Raw genomic sequence first — 15364 nt, forward strand, 5'->3', positions numbered from 1 at the left:
CCTGCGCGTCATCGCCAAGGCTGGCAACTGCGTTGTGTTTGCGTTCTTGCTGTTATGCGCCCCTGCAACCGGGAAAATTTAGGGTATAATCGCCGTTCTATTTTTGAGGAGCGAACACCTGATGTCAGCATTAACCCCCGCCAGTGAAGTGATACTGCGCCACAGTGACGAATTTATTTCACGCCGTGTGCTGTTTGCCGGCGACATTCAAGACACGTTACCAGCGCAGTTTGACGCGGCGGAGGTGCACGCGCATCTCACGCAATATCACCATTGGTTACCGCTGAACAAAGCCATGGGCGATAACGCGCAGTTCGGCTTGCTGGTGAATGCTGAGCAGGTTGCCGCTTGCGATACCCTGATTTACTACTGGCCGAAGAGCAAACAGGAAGCACAGTTCCAGCTCGCCGACCTGTTATCGCATCTTGCCGTTGGCAGCGAGATTTTTGTCGTGGGTGAGAACCGCAGCGGTGTGCGCAGCGCGGAAGGTATTCTCGAAGGCTTTGCTACCTTGACCAAGATTGACAGCGCGCGGCGCTGTGGACTTTACCATGGTCAATTAGAGGCTTGTGCTGAATTTAACCTTGATGACTGGAAAGACAGTTATTACCTCGAGGATGTGCCGGTCGCGACGTTGCCGGGCGTCTTTAGCCGCGATGGTCTTGATGTCGGCAGCGCGCTGCTGTTATCCACCTTTGCGCCGCACATGAAAGGTAAGGTGCTGGATATTGCCAGCGGCAGTGGCGTAGTGGCAGCGGTGTTGGCAAAACAGTCGCCTAAGCTGCGTTTGACGTTGAGCGATGTCAGCGCGGCAGCGTTGCTGACCAGCAGTGCAACGCTGACATTAAACGAAGTGGAAGGCGATGTGATTGCCAGCGACGTCTATTCTGATATCGCCGGGCGTTTTGACCTGATCGTCTCCAATCCACCGTTTCACGATGGCTTGCAAACCAGCCTGAGTGCGGCCGATCGTCTGATTCGTGAAGCGCCCAAGCACCTGAATATCGGCGGGCAGTTACGCATCGTCGCTAACGCCTTCCTGCCTTATCCGGCATTGCTGGATGCCACTTTTGGTAACCACGAAGTGCTGGCGCAAACCGGGCGCTTTAAGGTGTATCAGGCCACATTAACGCGTGCCAGCAAGCATGCCAAACCGGCTGCTCGCTAACCGTGTACGGGCCTTGGTGATACACCGAGGCCCGCAATGTTAAGGCTCGTATTGAGTGTCACGCGCTGTTAGCGGAGACTATTAATGGTGGCCATGCTCTCCGTGCCGTAACGATCGCCCGCGGCTGCGGCGAAGGGGAAGATGGCTTCAATCGCGGCCAGTTCCTCTGGTGCCAGTTGAACATCCAGTGCGGCGATATTCTCTTCCAGGTAGCGACGGCGTTTGGTGCCCGGAATTGGCACGATATCGTCACCCTGCGCCAATACCCATGCCAGCGACAACTGCGAAGGGGTGACGCCTTTTGCCTGCGCCAGTTTTTCTACTTGCTCAACCAGCGCCAGGTTTTTGGCAAAGTTATTCCCCATAAAGCGCGGATTGGTACGGCGGAAATCATCCGGAGCCAAATCCTCCGGGCTGCGTAACGTACCGCTTAAAAAGCCACGCCCGAGCGGGCTATAGGGGACAAAACCAATCCCCAACCGGCGGCACGCCGGGAGGATCTCCGCTTCCACATCGCGCGTCCAGAGAGAATACTCCGTTTGAAGCGCAGTAATTTGTCAATACCGATTGAATTCTGACCCACCCTGCCAAAGTAAAACTGACCCACCCCCTTTGAATTACTCGAGCGTAGCTGCTTTAGTTTTCTTCTGGATCTGACCGCTTTTCAGCTTATCTTTCAGTCGATAGCTTTGACCGCTGATTTGCGCGATATGCGCATGGTGAAGCAGCCGATCCAGCATCGCCGCCGTCAGCGTTTCATCATCTCCGAATGTCCCCGACCACTGGGTAAACGGCAGGTTGCTGGTCAGGACCACGCTGCCTGACTCATACCGTTTAGCGATAACCTGGAAGAACAGATTGGCTTCCATTTTACCGAAGGGAAGGTAGCCAACCTCATCTATGATCAACAACTTAGGCTTACCCACAACGCGATTAAGATAGCTTTTTAACTCCCCCTGACGATGTGATGCGAGCAGCTGTAGCATCAGATCTGCGGCTGTGACGAACCGAATACTCATTCCGGCCATCGCGGCTCTGTAGCCGAGTGCTGTCGCCAGGTGCGTTTTACCTACCCCGGACGGACCCAGCAAGACCAGGTTCTCCTGACGCTCGATAAACGCCAGCCCGGCCAACTCCTGGATCTGACTGCGAGGTACGCCACTCGCAAAGGCGAAATCAAACTGCTCCAGCGTCTTGATCACCGGTAGGCCTGATAAACGCAAAATAGTCTGCCGGCGCCGTTCGTTCAGCCCATCATGCTGAAGCTGTAAAGCAGCTTCAAGGAAGTCGGCATGAGTGCCGTTGCTGTCGATCGTCGTCTGAGCAACGGCGGGCCACTCAGCCGGTAATCTATCGAGCTTAAGCTGCTCGCAGAGCGCTGCGATACGATCATGCTGGAGGTTCATGCTTCTACCTCCAGTAGCGCCTGATACGTAGCCAACGGGTGCTGGAGACTCTCTGTGGGTATGGGGCGCGAGCAACTCGCCGGTACCGGAGGAGGCAATAAGCGTGTTGCTTAATAGTGAAATAAGGGTGTTTCGGTGATTGAAGTAAATTTTACGCTGTTCTGAGATGGAAATTCCAAAGACCGGCGCTAAGGAGTAAGAAGATATCATCAATAAAGGGTCTACGATTCCGTAAAATTTGGGTCATGCAACCGAGGCGCTTGATACCCGCGATGGCGTGTTCAACGAGTCTGTAAAGAATTTCGTGTAAATGGCTCCATCGCTTAACCGGAAATCCGATCTCCATACATCAACATGAATTGGCTCATAGCCGGTTTCCAGTCTCTGATTGGTAGGGTCCATTTAGCCGAGATATTATGCAAGGCTAGATAGAATAATTTTAGCACCGAGTCATCCGTTGGAAATATTCGTCGCGTTTTCGTTATCTTGCGCAATGAAGCATTTAACGACTCTATCGCGTTGGTGGTGTAGATAACCTTGCGAATCTCCGGCGGAAAATCAAAAATGACGATGAGACGTTCCCAATTATTTCTCCACGATGGGCTGATCGTCGGGAACTGCTCATCCCATTTGGCCGCGAAGGCATCCAGGGCCTCTTCAGCGCCCTCTAGCGTTGCGGAACTATAGATAGTGCGGAGGTCAGCAGCAACGGCTTTACGCTCTTTCCAGCCGACGTAGCGCAGCGAGTTCCGCACCTGATGCACGATGCAGAGCTGTACCCGCGTATGCGGGTAAACAGCTTCAATGGCATCAGGAAAGCCCTTCAGGCCATCGCAGCAGGCGATGAAGATGTCCTGTAGCCCACGATTTTTCAGTTCTGTCATTACAGATATAGCCAAGCGACATTATTTTGATAACAGCCAGCTATGCTTCTTTGCCGCATATCAGGGCATAGGATGTAATCATTTTTAAGTCGGTTGGCTATAACCAGAACTTGGCCCCCTCGGTTTTGGCTATCCATAGCCCCAGCAGCTCTTTTTCGCCCTGGCCGTTGATGCCTAGAGCCAAGTAAACAGACTTGTTGGCCACGGCTCCGCCGTCCTGGCTTTTGACCACAATACAGTCAAGGTAAACAATGGGATAAAACGCATCCAGCGGCCGTTGCTGCCAGCGCTTAACGTCATCCATCACGGCATTGGTCACTTGAGAAATGAAGCCAGCGGAAACATCGACCCCGTAGACTTCTTTAAAGTGAGCCTGAATATCACGGGTTGATAGCCCTCTGGAATAGAGAGAAATAATGCGGTCATCGAAGCCCTTAAGCTGCTTTTCGTGCTTACCGATCAGTGTCGGCTCGAAGGTATAGCCAAGCGACTTAATTTTGATTACACCATATGGACTGAGAACAAACTCTCTGTATCGCAACCCATCTCTCTTTTTTTGCTTTTTGCTTGTGCCCATTTATGCTCAATTGGGTTAAGATCTGGCGAATATGTAGGCAAATACTCCACCATATACCCTGCATCGATGATGACTTGTTGAATATTATGTTTTTTGTGAAAAGTGGCATTGTCCATCATGATTACACTGTTTTTAGGGAGTACTGGGATAAGGACTTGTGTGACCCAGGCATAGAAAACATCGCTGTTAATATTGATATCAAATAATCCGATAGCAAACAGCGTTGTGCCTAATAAAGCGCCGATAACATTTGTTCTTCCCCTAGCTCCCCAGTTCTTCAGGCCAAAACACCGTTGACCTTTTGGGGAATAGCCGTGAGTCCGTGGGGCATCGTGTGAAAAACCACTTTCATCAATAAAAACAATAGGTTTGCCTTCTTTTTCATACTGTTGTTTTTTTTGTTGAAATCCCTGCCGGGCGTTTTCGTCGGCTTTCGGATGACGTAGAGTTTTTTTTATAGGTCAATCCCAGCTTTTTAAGCGCTTGCCAAATGGCCTTCTGACAAACGCCAAAACGCTCTGCACGTTCTTTTTGGTAAGCATCTGGATATTGTTCAACATCTTTTATCAACTCGGATTTATCGATCTTTCGCTGACGCGTGGTCGATGCTTTTGACTCTATTTGATTAATCCAACGCGATACAGAGGCAGGGCCAATCCGAAATTGCTTCGCTGTTTCTCGGATACTCAACCCTTCGTTTTTCCGTGTAGATATCACTTTACGTCTAAAATCAATTGAATAGCTCATTTAAATAATGTAATCAAAATTAAGTCGTTTAGCTATATCGGCAAAGATGAGAAGAAAGCCCTTAATGCCAGCCCTATGGGGCACATCAACGGTAAAAAACCGCCGTTCCTGATCATGCACGGCAGCGCGGATACGCTGGTTTCCCCGGTACAAAGTGCTCAGTTGTTTAAGGCCTTAAAACAGGGCGAAAATCCGGCAGAGTATGTGTTGCTGGAAGGGGCGAATCACGGCGATTTACCGTGGTATCAAGAGCCGCTGATTCATCGCGTGGTGGCGTGGTTTACACTAACGCTGAAAGTTTCTGCAACGCAACCCGTAGCGGCGGCGCCACAGAATCCAAACGCCAATTTGTAATACACAGCGGTAATACAAAACGGTAATGCAAAACAAAGGGGGCAATACGCCCCCTTATCGTGCCGTTTTACTGCACCACCAACTGTCCGGTGGAACCACGATCCGCCATCTCCAGCGTGTGGCTGTAGTAGAGGAACGGGAATGAGGCCGATGACGATTGGGTGAAATAGACCAACAGTTCGGCGTCGCCATCCACCCACACTGTGTCTTTCCAGCCACTCTGATCGGCAGCAGGAGCCGCGCCGTTGATGCTGCGCACCAGAAACATCGCCCCCTGAATGTGGAACGGTTGCGGTGAATCGGCGTGAATGATCCAGCGTCCACAGCGTCCTTCCTGCGTCTGCACATCCGTGCGCGTCATATCCCACATCGCACCGTTAATTCCCGGCAGGCTATCGCCCAGACGGAACTCCCGCGTCCGGCTGATATTGGCGGGCAGCACAATATCCGTCAGCAAGAGGGCGGGAAGATTGTTCGTCACCAGTGGCAGCAAACCGGTGGGTTTTAACTTCAGTATCTGCGTTGACACCAGGATGCTGGAGGGCTCAAACAAGCCACGCAGTCGCTCCATCAACGTTGCCGCATCCCCCGCCGCCAAGGTCACTTCACCGCCCTGAGACATATCAATCAGAATCTCACGGCGTTCACCCGGCGCCAGGGAAATCTGATTCAGCGCCAGCGGCAGCGGTAAAAAACCCAAATCGCTGGCGATAAGGTACATCGGGCGACCGTCGCTCAGACGCATCACATAACGACGCGCATTTGATGCATTCAGCAAGCGCAGGCGCACCCAACCGCGTGAGACTTCGACAAACGGTTCTTGTACGCCGTTCACCAACAGCGTATCACCGACAAAGCCTCCTCTACTGGGCGGGTTGTAGACCGGAACGCCAAAGTTATCCAAGCGCTTATCCTGAATAATCAGCGGAAAATCATCCACGCCGTAGTGATTCGGAATAGGCAAACTCTTGCTGACGCTGTCTTCTACCAGCCAAAGTCCAGCCAGTCCCTGATACACATGCGGCGCCATGCGGTTCGGCGTATTGGCATGATACCAGCAGGTAGCCGCCGCCTGTCGAATGGGCAACACTGGGGCCCAGTCAGTCCCCGGAGAGATCATACGTCCGGCTCCGCCCATCAACGGGCCTGGCACCTGCAAGCCACTGACGGTCATCGAGACCGGCTCATTCAGACGGTTGCCGTAGATCAGTTTGACATCATCGCCGCTGAACACTTTTACCGTAGGACCGAGATAACGTCCGTTAACGCCCCACACCGACGTCTTACGGTCACCGGAGAACGCCCAGTGTGCGCGCTGCATAGTCAAAAAAAGCGGTTGCCCGCGACGAGACTCCAACAGCGGCGGGATGGGTAGCGCATTTTGCTTGCCCTTTGCCTGCGCCGTCGCAGGTAACCCGCTCGCACACACCATAAGCCCCGATGCCTGAATAAACTGACGGCGGCTAAGTGACATAAAAACTCCGTAATCTTGCTAACCGTATATGCCCGTCATATTTCGCATTACAGGGGCGTTGGCTACGTTCGTTCACCCGAATCACTTACCTGAGTAAGCGCATCGGGACTCCCTCACTTGCCGCATTACGAGACTCATCAATGAGCCTCGCCCTAAAGAGCCAGCGCAAGCGCTGTCCAAAACGTAAACGTGTTGTCCTGCAACGCGAATTATTTAGGGTATATATCCACCACCAACGTAGAGGGCGTAAAAAAACGTTAACGCTTCGCTGCTTTCTCCCGATCAACGACTTCAGCATTCAGTTCAACCAAACGCGCCGCCATCACATCATGACAGTGTGCGGCCAGCTCACGCACCTGCTCTTTACAGTATGCAGAAGTATCAATCGGTGGCAGTATTTCAACGATCACATGGCCATTATTCCACCGGTTCAGTTTGACTTTATTGTGCGTGTCGGTCACACAAATCGGCACAATTGGCACGCCGGCGCTGATCGCCGCATGGAAAGCGCCGGTTTTGAACGGCATCAATCCACGACCACAGCTACGCGTGCCTTCTGGAAACATCCAGACAGAAATATTGCGCTCTTTAATGTGATGAACAACTTGCGCAATGGTGCCGTGCGCCTTGGCGCGGTTTTCTCTGTCAATCAGCAAGTTACCTGCCAGCCAATAGAGCGGCCCAAAGAAAGGGATCCACACCAGACTTTTTTTACCGACCGTTACCGTACCCGGCTGTACCGCATTTGCCGCCGTCACCATATCGTAGTTGTTCTGATGGTTGCCGATGTAAATGCAGTTGCCATAGTTTCCCGCATCCGCAGGCACTCTGACTTCTACTTTTAGGCCAAACAGGGTCGAAAGCCGCCCAAACGCATGACCAAAGGTCGCCACGTGGCGCGGATTCTTCGGGCTAAACAGGCAGTAAATCGTACCGAACAGGCAAATCAGAATGGAAAAAATCACAACTACCACAAAACGGATAATGAATAACATAACAACCTCATAAGCCAACCGCCGCCGCTAGTATAGCGACTTCGGCATAAAACACACGGGTAATCCTTTGCCGTGGCACCCGCGCCATCGGCCCGGTAACAAAGAGGGGGATGCCTGATACCGCCATCGGTGGTATCAGGCAACGAATTACTCCTCGCTGTCATCCTTCGACGCTGGCGGCGCATCAACCTCAATGCGGTCAATGTGTTGCAGCCCGCGTAGCAGGGTGCCTTTGCGACCCCGTTCACCGTGATGTTCGCTCGCACGCACCACAATTTTGCGCTTGCCGGAATACAGTTTCACCGTCGCCTGCGGCCACAGCACCAGCAGGAGAGCCAGACGATCCTTGCCTTCAGTAAAGTCCGCCGAAGAGATGGAGATGATCTTGTTGCCTTTGCCTTTCGACAACTGAGGCAGATCGGACACCGGGAACACCAGTACGCGACCCGCAGCAGTGACCGCCATCAGCAGATCGTCGTCACGTTCTATCACGATCGGTGCCAGCGCTTTGGCATTGTCCGGCAGCGTGATCATCGCTTTACCGGCACGGTTGCGCGCCACCAGATCGTTGAACGTGCAAACAAACCCGTAGCCGGCATCGGACGCCATCAACAGACGCTGTTCATCCGCCGCCATCAGCACATGCTCAATGGTGGCACCCGGCGGCGGCGTCAGTTTGCCCGTCAGTGGTTCACCCTGGCCGCGCGCCGACGGCAGCGTGATAGGATCGAGCGCATAGCTACGCCCGGTGGAGTCGATAAACACCACCGGCTGGTTGCTCTTGCCGCGCGCGGCCGCTCGGTAGCTATCGCCCGCTTTAAAGCTCAGCCCGGAAGGATCGATATCGTGCCCTTTCGCGCTACGCACCCAGCCCATTTCTGACAGCACAATCGTGACGGGCTCAGACGGCACAAAATCGTGCTCGCTCATGGCTTTGGCTTCCGCACGCTCATGCAACGGCGAACGGCGATGATCGCCATACATCTCCGCATCCGACTGAATCTCTTTTTTCAGCAGATTGTTGAGCTTGCGTTCTGATGCCAGCAGCGCCTGAAGCTGATCGCGCTCTTTTTCCAAATCATGTTGCTCGCCACGGATTTTCATCTCTTCCAGGCGCGCCAAATGCCGCAATTTTAATTCAAGAATGGCTTCAGCCTGGGTATCACTCAGGCCATAGCGGCGCATCAGTTCCGCTTTGGGCTCATCCTCGGTGCGGATGATATGAATAACGTCATCAATGTTCAGGAACGCAATCAACAAACCTTCAAGAATGTGCAAACGCTTGAGCACTTTTTCCAGACGGTAGTTAAGGCGGCGGCGCACCGTATCACGGCGGAACACCAGCCATTCGCTCAGGATCTCCACCAGCCCTTTCACGGCGGGACGGTTATCCAGACCGATCATGTTCATGTTGATGCGGTAGCTTTTTTCCAAATCTGTGGTGGCAAACAGATGATTCATGACCTGATCGAGATCGATCCGGTTAGATCGCGGCACCAGCACCAAACGCGTCGAATTTTCATGATCCGATTCATCGCGTAAATCGTCGATCATCGGCAGCTTTTTCGCCCGCATTTGGCTGGCGATCTGCTCCAATACTTTCGCCCCCGAGACCTGATGCGGCAGCGCGGTGATCACCACTTCTCCGTCTTCTTTCTTCCACAGGGCACGCATCCGCACGGAACCACGCCCCTGCTCATAGACACGGCGCAGCTCATCACGCGGCGTGATGATTTCAGCTTCGGTGGGGAAATCCGGCCCCTGAACGAACTGCAACAGATCGTCGAGCGAGGATTCTGGTTTTTCCAGCAGTGCAACGGCTGCGGCCGCCACTTCGCGCACGTTATGCGGTGGGATATCCGTCGCCATCCCGACGGCAATGCCGGTGGTACCATTGAGTAAAATGTTGGGCAGACGCGCCGGCAACATTTTCGGCTCCTGCAAGGTGCCGTCAAAGTTGGGCTGATACTCAACGGTGCCTTGCCCCAACTCGCCCAGCAGCACTTCGGCGTATTTGGAGAGGCGCGATTCGGTGTAACGCATCGCCGCAAAGGATTTCGGATCGTCCGGTGCCCCCCAGTTGCCTTGACCGTCCACCAGCGGATAACGGTAAGAGAAAGGCTGCGCCATCAGCACCATGGCTTCATAGCAGGCGCTGTCACCGTGCGGATGGTATTTCCCCAGCACGTCACCCACGGTACGAGCGGATTTCTTAAACTTGGCGCTGGTGCTCAATCCCAGTTCCGACATCGCATACACGATGCGGCGTTGCACCGGCTTAAGTCCGTCACCAATAAAAGGCAGCGCCCTGTCCATGATGACGTACATGGAGTAGTTCAGGTACGCATTTTCTGTAAACGTATGCAGCGCAAGACGTTCTGCGCCGTCATGAGTTATCTCACTCATCGATAATCCTTACGCGGTGACTCAATGATCATGCCAAAACAGGTCATCTATACCCGTCATACTTCACGTTGCAGGCGCGTTGGCTGCGTTCACTCACCCGAATCACTTACCTGAGTAATCTCATCGGGATTCGTTCGCTTGCCGCCTTCCCGCAACGCACGCGGTAATGTCTGCGCAGATAGTACCGCATCTTGCCAGCCACTGTCACAAACCTCCGGTGTCTTCCTCCCTTAACACTTCATCAATCGCCGTTGAGTTCCTTCATTAAGAAATCTTAACGCCGCAATCGTGGTGATAATGATTATATTTGCTATATACTAATGATTATCATTTAACTATACGCAGCGCCATACCGCACCGATGACAATATCGGCACCTCCACTTTTACGAACACAAACCATCGCGAACCCAAGAGCTCTATCATGTTAAATCATAAGAATATGAATAACATTTTGCTGACCGGCGTCCTGTCCGGCTTGGCATTTGGTGCCAATGCGGCGCAAAGCGCGCAGGGCAAATCGGATACTGCCCAGAAAGAGTCCCAGGACACCATGACGGTACTTTCTCCCCGCGTGGAGCGAGAAGCGGGCACGAAAACCACCCTGACGGCCAACGACCTCTTGAAAGAAGGCGGTAACACCTTCGGCAATATCATGCGCTATCAGCCGCTGGTAAGCGCACCGGGCGTCAGCGCCGGGGCTACCGCAGGCAAAAGCAGCTACGATCGCGGTGGCTATAGCGGCTACAACATTCGCGGACTGGAAAACAATCGCGTCTCTATCGATATCGATGGAGTTGAACTTCCCGCAGGGACCGATCGCGGCACTTCCACGCCAAGCGGTCGCGTTCAGGCAGGCAGCACCGGCATCGGCCGCGGCGATTACCTCGATCCCTACCTGTACGGCTCAGTAGACATCGCCTCCGGTGCTACCGACGTGTCTAACAGCAATAACGCGCTGGGCGGTTCCGTCTCTTTTGTGCCCAAATCGCCAGATAACTTCCTCAGCAGCGATAAACACAGCTATTTTGGTTATCAGGCTGGGTATGACTCCGCCGATCGCAGTTTCCACAACGGAATTACTGCCGCTGGCGGTGACGACATCCTGCGCGGCGTGGTGGTCTACAGCCGCCGTGACGGTAATGAAACCGAAAACCACCGCGATGCCACCATCGACAGCAACCCGGCCAACTGGCACTCCAACGCCGTGCTGGCCTCCGGAATATGGCAGGCAACCGACCTGCACCAGCTGACCGGCACCGTGGACTATTACGAGAAGTTTAACCACAGCAATTTCCCCACCTGGAACGTGGGTGCCTCCGGCAGCTCCACCCGTGATGGCAGCACCTCATTTCAGGACAGCAAAACGCGCCGTTGGGGCGTGAGCGTTGCCGATCTGTATACGCCAACTGACGGGCTGCTGTTTGACAGCCTGAACAGCAAACTGTTCTTTAGCAAAACCGAAGCCCACGATTACACCATCAGCAATGCCGCACTGCCGTCTCAGGTATGGAGCGGCTACGATGCCAACACCGTTGGGCTCGAAAGCAAAGCGACCAAAGAGTGGCGCAACCACCGCTTCAGTTACGGGGTTAACCTGCGCCAATCAGAGTCTGAGCGCCCACTGGTTGCCAAAAATATACTGGCTGGCACCGTAAACCTGGGTCGCCCTCAGGCTGACAGCAAAATCATCAATGCCGGGGCTTTTGTGCAGGATAAGATGACCTGGGACGTAGCGGGTCGTGATTTCTCCATTATCCCTGCGGTGCGTTTCGCTTGGCAGCATGCCAAACCGGAAAATACCGACAACCTGTTTACCAACACCAACGGTAACGTAACGGCCAGTGACACCGCCAAAATGTACGGCACCAACGCCGATGGCCAGATCCTGCCTGCACTGACCTTCCAGTACAATCTGAAACCCGAACTGCTGGCCTATGTACAGTACAAACGCGGTGCGCAGTTCCCCAATGCCGGACAGCTTTATGGTTCATGGGCGCTGGGTTACTTCGGTGGCTCCAGCCCTTATGCCACCATCGGCGATCCTAATCTGAAAACCGAAACCAGCGATAACTATGAGCTGGGGCTGAAAGGCCGTATTGTAGACGGGGTAACGATCAGCGCTGCCGCGTTCTATAACGATTACAAAAACTTTATCGCCAACGGTTACTATCGTCGCGGGTCAAACCCCGACCTGTTTGCCACCCTACCCGCCAATATCAGCATCCTGTATCTCACCGAAAACCGCGATAAAGCCTATATCTACGGTGGCGAGTTGAGTGCGCGTTTCGAACTGGGTACCTGGTTTGAACAGGCCAAAGGGTTTAGCGCCCGTCTAGCTTACGGCTATACCCAGGGTGCAGCAAAATCCAGCGCCTCCGGTGACCGCTACGTCAATCTCGATACCGTCACGCCACAAAAAGCCGTGGTTGGGCTGGCCTATGACGATCCGAGCAACACCTATGGCGCTGCGCTGATCACCACCTTTACCAAAGGGAAGACCGCTGATTACGCCGCAGGCCGTAAACGCGTGGGCGACCGTAACGTGCTTGGCACAGACAATGTCACCTTTATGCGCGTACCGGGCTATGGTTTGGTGGATTTGACCGCGTACTACCGCATTACCAAAAACGTGCGCGTCAACGGCGGTATCTACAACCTGACTGACCGTAAATATTGGGATTACCAGAACAGCCGCAACATTGAGGCACCGACCAATACCGACCCCAATAACTCACGCTATTACGATCAACAGTTGTCAATTGCACCGGGACGCACCTTCCAACTGGGTATGAGCGTCGATTTCTAATCAGCGCGTTTATTGCGTGAAGTGAAATAAACGCAAAACGTGTCCTCAACAGGGCAGGAAAACCAATACGTTGGTTTTCCTGCCCTTTTTATTTAACGATTGCCTGACTCTCGGGACACAAAACCCCTAATTTATTGACTGACAGTCAAAAGTGTTGTGCGATTACACCCGTTTTTCATCCTAAGCCTGCGCACTACACTGCCTTACTTTCATTAAGCAATCAGGATCATCGTCACCATGCAAAACATTCTGCTGATCAACGCCAGCAAATCCTTTGGTCACTCCAAGGGCCAATTGAACAACACGCTCGTGGATTTTGCCGCCACCTTGCTCAGCGAACAGGGCCATAACGTACAGGTGACTAACGTCGATCAGGGCTACAACCTGGACGAAGAGGTACAGCGCTTTTTGTGGGCAGACACCGTCATTTATCAAATGCCGGGATGGTGGATGGATATGCCGTGGACCCTGAAGAAATACGTCGATGAAGTGTTTACTCACGGTCACGGCTCGCTGTATGCCAGCGATGGCCGCACCCGCTCAGATGCCAGCAAAAAATACGGCTCCGGCGGTCTGCTGCAAGGACGGAATTATATGCTGTCCCTCACCTGGAACGCGCCGTTGGAAGCCTTTACAGATCCCGACCAGTTCTTTCACGGTGTCGGTGTTGATGGCGTTTACCTGCCGTTCCACAAAGCTAACCAGTTTATCGGCCTGTCGCCGCTGCCGACTTTTATCTGCAATGACGTGATCAAGCAGCCAGAGGTGGATCGCTATCTGGCTGAATACCGTGAACATTTGACCCGCGTATTCGCCTGAATACGGCCTACAGCAGCTGTTGCGCCATCTTCTCGCTGAGAAAATCGAGAAAACAGCTGATACGCGCTGTCAGCTTGGTGTTGCGGTAGTAAACCGCGTTTGCTGGCATGCGCGTTTCGACCGTCTGTTGCGCCAACACGGGCACTAATCGACCGCTTTTCTGATCGTCCTGCGTCATAAAATCAGACAAGCGGACGATCCCCTCTCCCCGTAGCGCCAATTGACGCAGCGTTTCACCGCTCGAGGCCACCAGCGCCGGTTTGATGCGATACAACTCACCGTTAGCTTTACGTACTGGCCAGATATTGAGCACATCCACATGGGTGAAACCGAATAATACGTGATTATCCAGCGCTTCTACGGTCTGCGGCACGCCGTGGCGTTGCAAATAATCAGGACTGGCTAAGATCCGCGTACGCGTGCTGCCAAGCAGGCGGGCATGGATGCTGGAATCCCGCAGAGTGCCAATGCGGATCGCAATGTCAGTATGCTGCTCCAGTAAATCAATAAAGACGTCATCGGTGTTCAGTTGTAGCTGAATATGCGGATAAATGCGCCGAAATTCAGGGATAATGGGCACAATAGCATGTTGCATAAACGAAAATGCGGCATTGACGCGCAACGTGCCACAGGGCTGCTCACGCCCGACGGCCATCGACTCTTCTGCCTGTTCGACCGACGCGATCACTTCACGCGCCTGCGTCAAAAACAGCTCGCCCTCCTGTGATAACGCCAGACGGCGTGTAGTACGGTGCAACAGCGTGGTATCCAACTTGGTTTCCAGTCGGCGCAGCGCACGACTGATACCGGAGGCGGTCTGCCCCAACTGCTCTGCCGCTGCTGTAATCGATCCGCTGTCGATGACCACGACAAACGCTTGCAACTCTTCCAGCGTGACTTTCATCGCTTCTCGCTGCCGTTTCTCTGCCTCAGATAACGTCATCATAACCGGTTATTTTAATAAATAAAAAAAACCTGATCGGTACGCACCTCGGCAAAAAGTTAATCAAAATCACAAAACATTAACGCAAAAAAATTTTCGTATTGCGCATTTTTTTGCGCAAATGCTACACCATTTGCAGACGCACTCTTTTACCAAGGGAAAACCGACGCAATGAGCAGCAACACCACACTGAACGCACAGTTAGATGCCCTGATAACAGGCACTATCGGCCTGAAAGACGAAGGCCGTTTTCACGAGCCCAACCTGGATGGTACGCCGGGAGATTATATCTCTTTCAACAGTTGGGAATGGCCGCAGGGCGTGGTCCTGTACGGGCTGTTCCGCCTGTGGGAATTCACCCGTCGAGAAGATCTGCTTGCCACTCTCACCACCTGGTTTGACCGGCAGATAGCACAGGGTTTACCGCCGCTCAACGTGAACACTACCGCCCCGATGCTACCGCTGTCGCTGCTGTGGCAACACACCCGTAATGATGATTACGCGCGCGTGTTGGACAGTTGGGCGAACGATGTGATGACCAAACTGCCACGCACGCCGGAACAGGGCTTCCAGCATGTGGTGTCTGACGGTGTGAACCAGATGGAGATATGGGACGACACACTGTTTATGGTGGTGTTGTTCCTTGCGCATTACGGTACGGTTTCAGGCCGTCAGGAACTGGTCGACGAAGCGGTACGTCAGTTCGCCCCATTCCCAGTCGAAATGCAACAAAGTGACCCACTGGCCAGACCCGGATAAAATCACCGTTCTGGCCCTACTGGAG

General features: G+C 53.4%; 12 protein-coding genes and 3 pseudogenes. 5 read left to right on the forward strand and 10 right to left on the reverse strand.

Annotated features, from left to right (window positions below; all coding sequences use genetic code 11):
* Positions 1–121 precede the first annotated feature (121 nt).
* Positions 122–1168, forward strand: a complete 1047-nt coding sequence (gene rsmC / locus ACQGXV_RS06815; protein ID WP_440865724.1) for a 16S rRNA (guanine(1207)-N(2))-methyltransferase RsmC — start codon at positions 122–124, stop codon at positions 1166–1168.
* Between the two features lie 68 nt (positions 1169–1236).
* On the opposite strand, the pseudogene ACQGXV_RS06820 reads toward rsmC, so the two are convergent.
* The 6 genes and pseudogenes from ACQGXV_RS06820 to ACQGXV_RS06845 all read right to left on the reverse strand — a co-directional run.
* Positions 1237–1722, reverse strand: a pseudogene (locus ACQGXV_RS06820) (aldo/keto reductase); the annotation flags it as partial.
* 63 nt (positions 1723–1785) lie between these two features.
* Positions 1786–2574, reverse strand: a complete 789-nt coding sequence (istB, locus tag ACQGXV_RS06825) for an IS21-like element helper ATPase IstB (RefSeq protein WP_440865726.1) — start codon at positions 2572–2574, stop codon at positions 1786–1788.
* Between the two features lie 151 nt (positions 2575–2725).
* A complete protein-coding gene (locus ACQGXV_RS06830; protein ID WP_440865727.1) occupies positions 2726–2920 on the reverse strand; it encodes a hypothetical protein in 195 nt (64 codons plus the stop codon).
* Positions 2898–4032, reverse strand: a pseudogene (locus ACQGXV_RS06835) (IS256 family transposase); the annotation flags it as partial. The pseudogene ACQGXV_RS06835 and the gene ACQGXV_RS06830, both read right to left, overlap by 23 nt.
* Entirely contained in the window at positions 3960–4493 is a 534-nt protein-coding gene (locus ACQGXV_RS06840; protein WP_440862665.1) for an IS630 family transposase, read from the reverse strand. The gene ACQGXV_RS06840 and the pseudogene ACQGXV_RS06835, both read right to left, overlap by 73 nt.
* Complete coding sequence (locus ACQGXV_RS06845; RefSeq protein ID WP_440862584.1) at positions 4417–4782, reverse strand: IS630 transposase-related protein; 366 nt, start codon at positions 4780–4782, stop codon at positions 4417–4419. Before ACQGXV_RS06845 ends, ACQGXV_RS06840 begins: the two co-directional genes overlap by 77 nt.
* Positions 4783–4818: 36 nt before the next feature.
* Here ACQGXV_RS06845 and ACQGXV_RS06850 point away from each other — a divergent pair.
* Positions 4819–5136, forward strand: a pseudogene (locus ACQGXV_RS06850) (alpha/beta hydrolase family protein); the annotation flags it as partial.
* A gap of 67 nt (positions 5137–5203) precedes the next feature.
* Here the strand turns inward: ACQGXV_RS06850 and ftsP are convergent.
* From ftsP to parC, 3 genes are all read right to left on the reverse strand, one after another.
* The gene (gene ftsP / locus ACQGXV_RS06855; RefSeq protein WP_440865728.1) at positions 5204–6610 is read right to left on the reverse strand and encodes a cell division protein FtsP; all 1407 of its coding nucleotides are present in this window, start codon (positions 6608–6610) and stop codon (positions 5204–5206) included.
* Between the two features lie 257 nt (positions 6611–6867).
* The gene (locus ACQGXV_RS06860) at positions 6868–7605 is read right to left on the reverse strand and encodes a 1-acylglycerol-3-phosphate O-acyltransferase (RefSeq protein ID WP_440867302.1); all 738 of its coding nucleotides are present in this window, start codon (positions 7603–7605) and stop codon (positions 6868–6870) included.
* A 147-nt stretch (positions 7606–7752) separates the two neighbouring features.
* Positions 7753–10011 (reverse strand): DNA topoisomerase IV subunit A, encoded by a 2259-nt coding sequence (parC, locus tag ACQGXV_RS06865; protein ID WP_440865729.1) that lies wholly within the window; start codon positions 10009–10011, stop codon positions 7753–7755.
* A gap of 422 nt (positions 10012–10433) precedes the next feature.
* On the opposite strand from parC, the gene ACQGXV_RS06870 reads away from it, so the two are divergent.
* Entirely contained in the window at positions 10434–12818 is a 2385-nt protein-coding gene (locus ACQGXV_RS06870; RefSeq protein WP_440865731.1) for a TonB-dependent receptor domain-containing protein, read from the forward strand.
* A gap of 237 nt (positions 12819–13055) precedes the next feature.
* Entirely contained in the window at positions 13056–13637 is a 582-nt protein-coding gene (locus ACQGXV_RS06875) for an NAD(P)H-dependent oxidoreductase (RefSeq protein ID WP_440865732.1), read from the forward strand.
* Between the two features lie 7 nt (positions 13638–13644).
* Here ACQGXV_RS06875 and ACQGXV_RS06880 read toward each other — a convergent pair whose 3' ends face one another.
* Positions 13645–14541: a LysR substrate-binding domain-containing protein gene (locus tag ACQGXV_RS06880; RefSeq protein ID WP_440867304.1), complete on the reverse strand. Its 897-nt coding sequence runs from the start codon at positions 14539–14541 to the stop codon at positions 13645–13647.
* Positions 14542–14751: 210 nt separating this feature from the next.
* On the opposite strand from ACQGXV_RS06880, the gene ACQGXV_RS06885 reads away from it, so the two are divergent.
* A complete protein-coding gene (locus ACQGXV_RS06885; protein ID WP_440865734.1) occupies positions 14752–15339 on the forward strand; it encodes a glycoside hydrolase family 88 protein in 588 nt (195 codons plus the stop codon).
* Positions 15340–15364 lie beyond the last annotated feature (25 nt).

The sequence above is a fragment of the Symbiopectobacterium purcellii genome, from assembly GCF_052050035.1.
GTDB classification, from domain to species: Bacteria; Pseudomonadota; Gammaproteobacteria; order Enterobacterales; family Enterobacteriaceae; genus Symbiopectobacterium; species Symbiopectobacterium purcellii_A.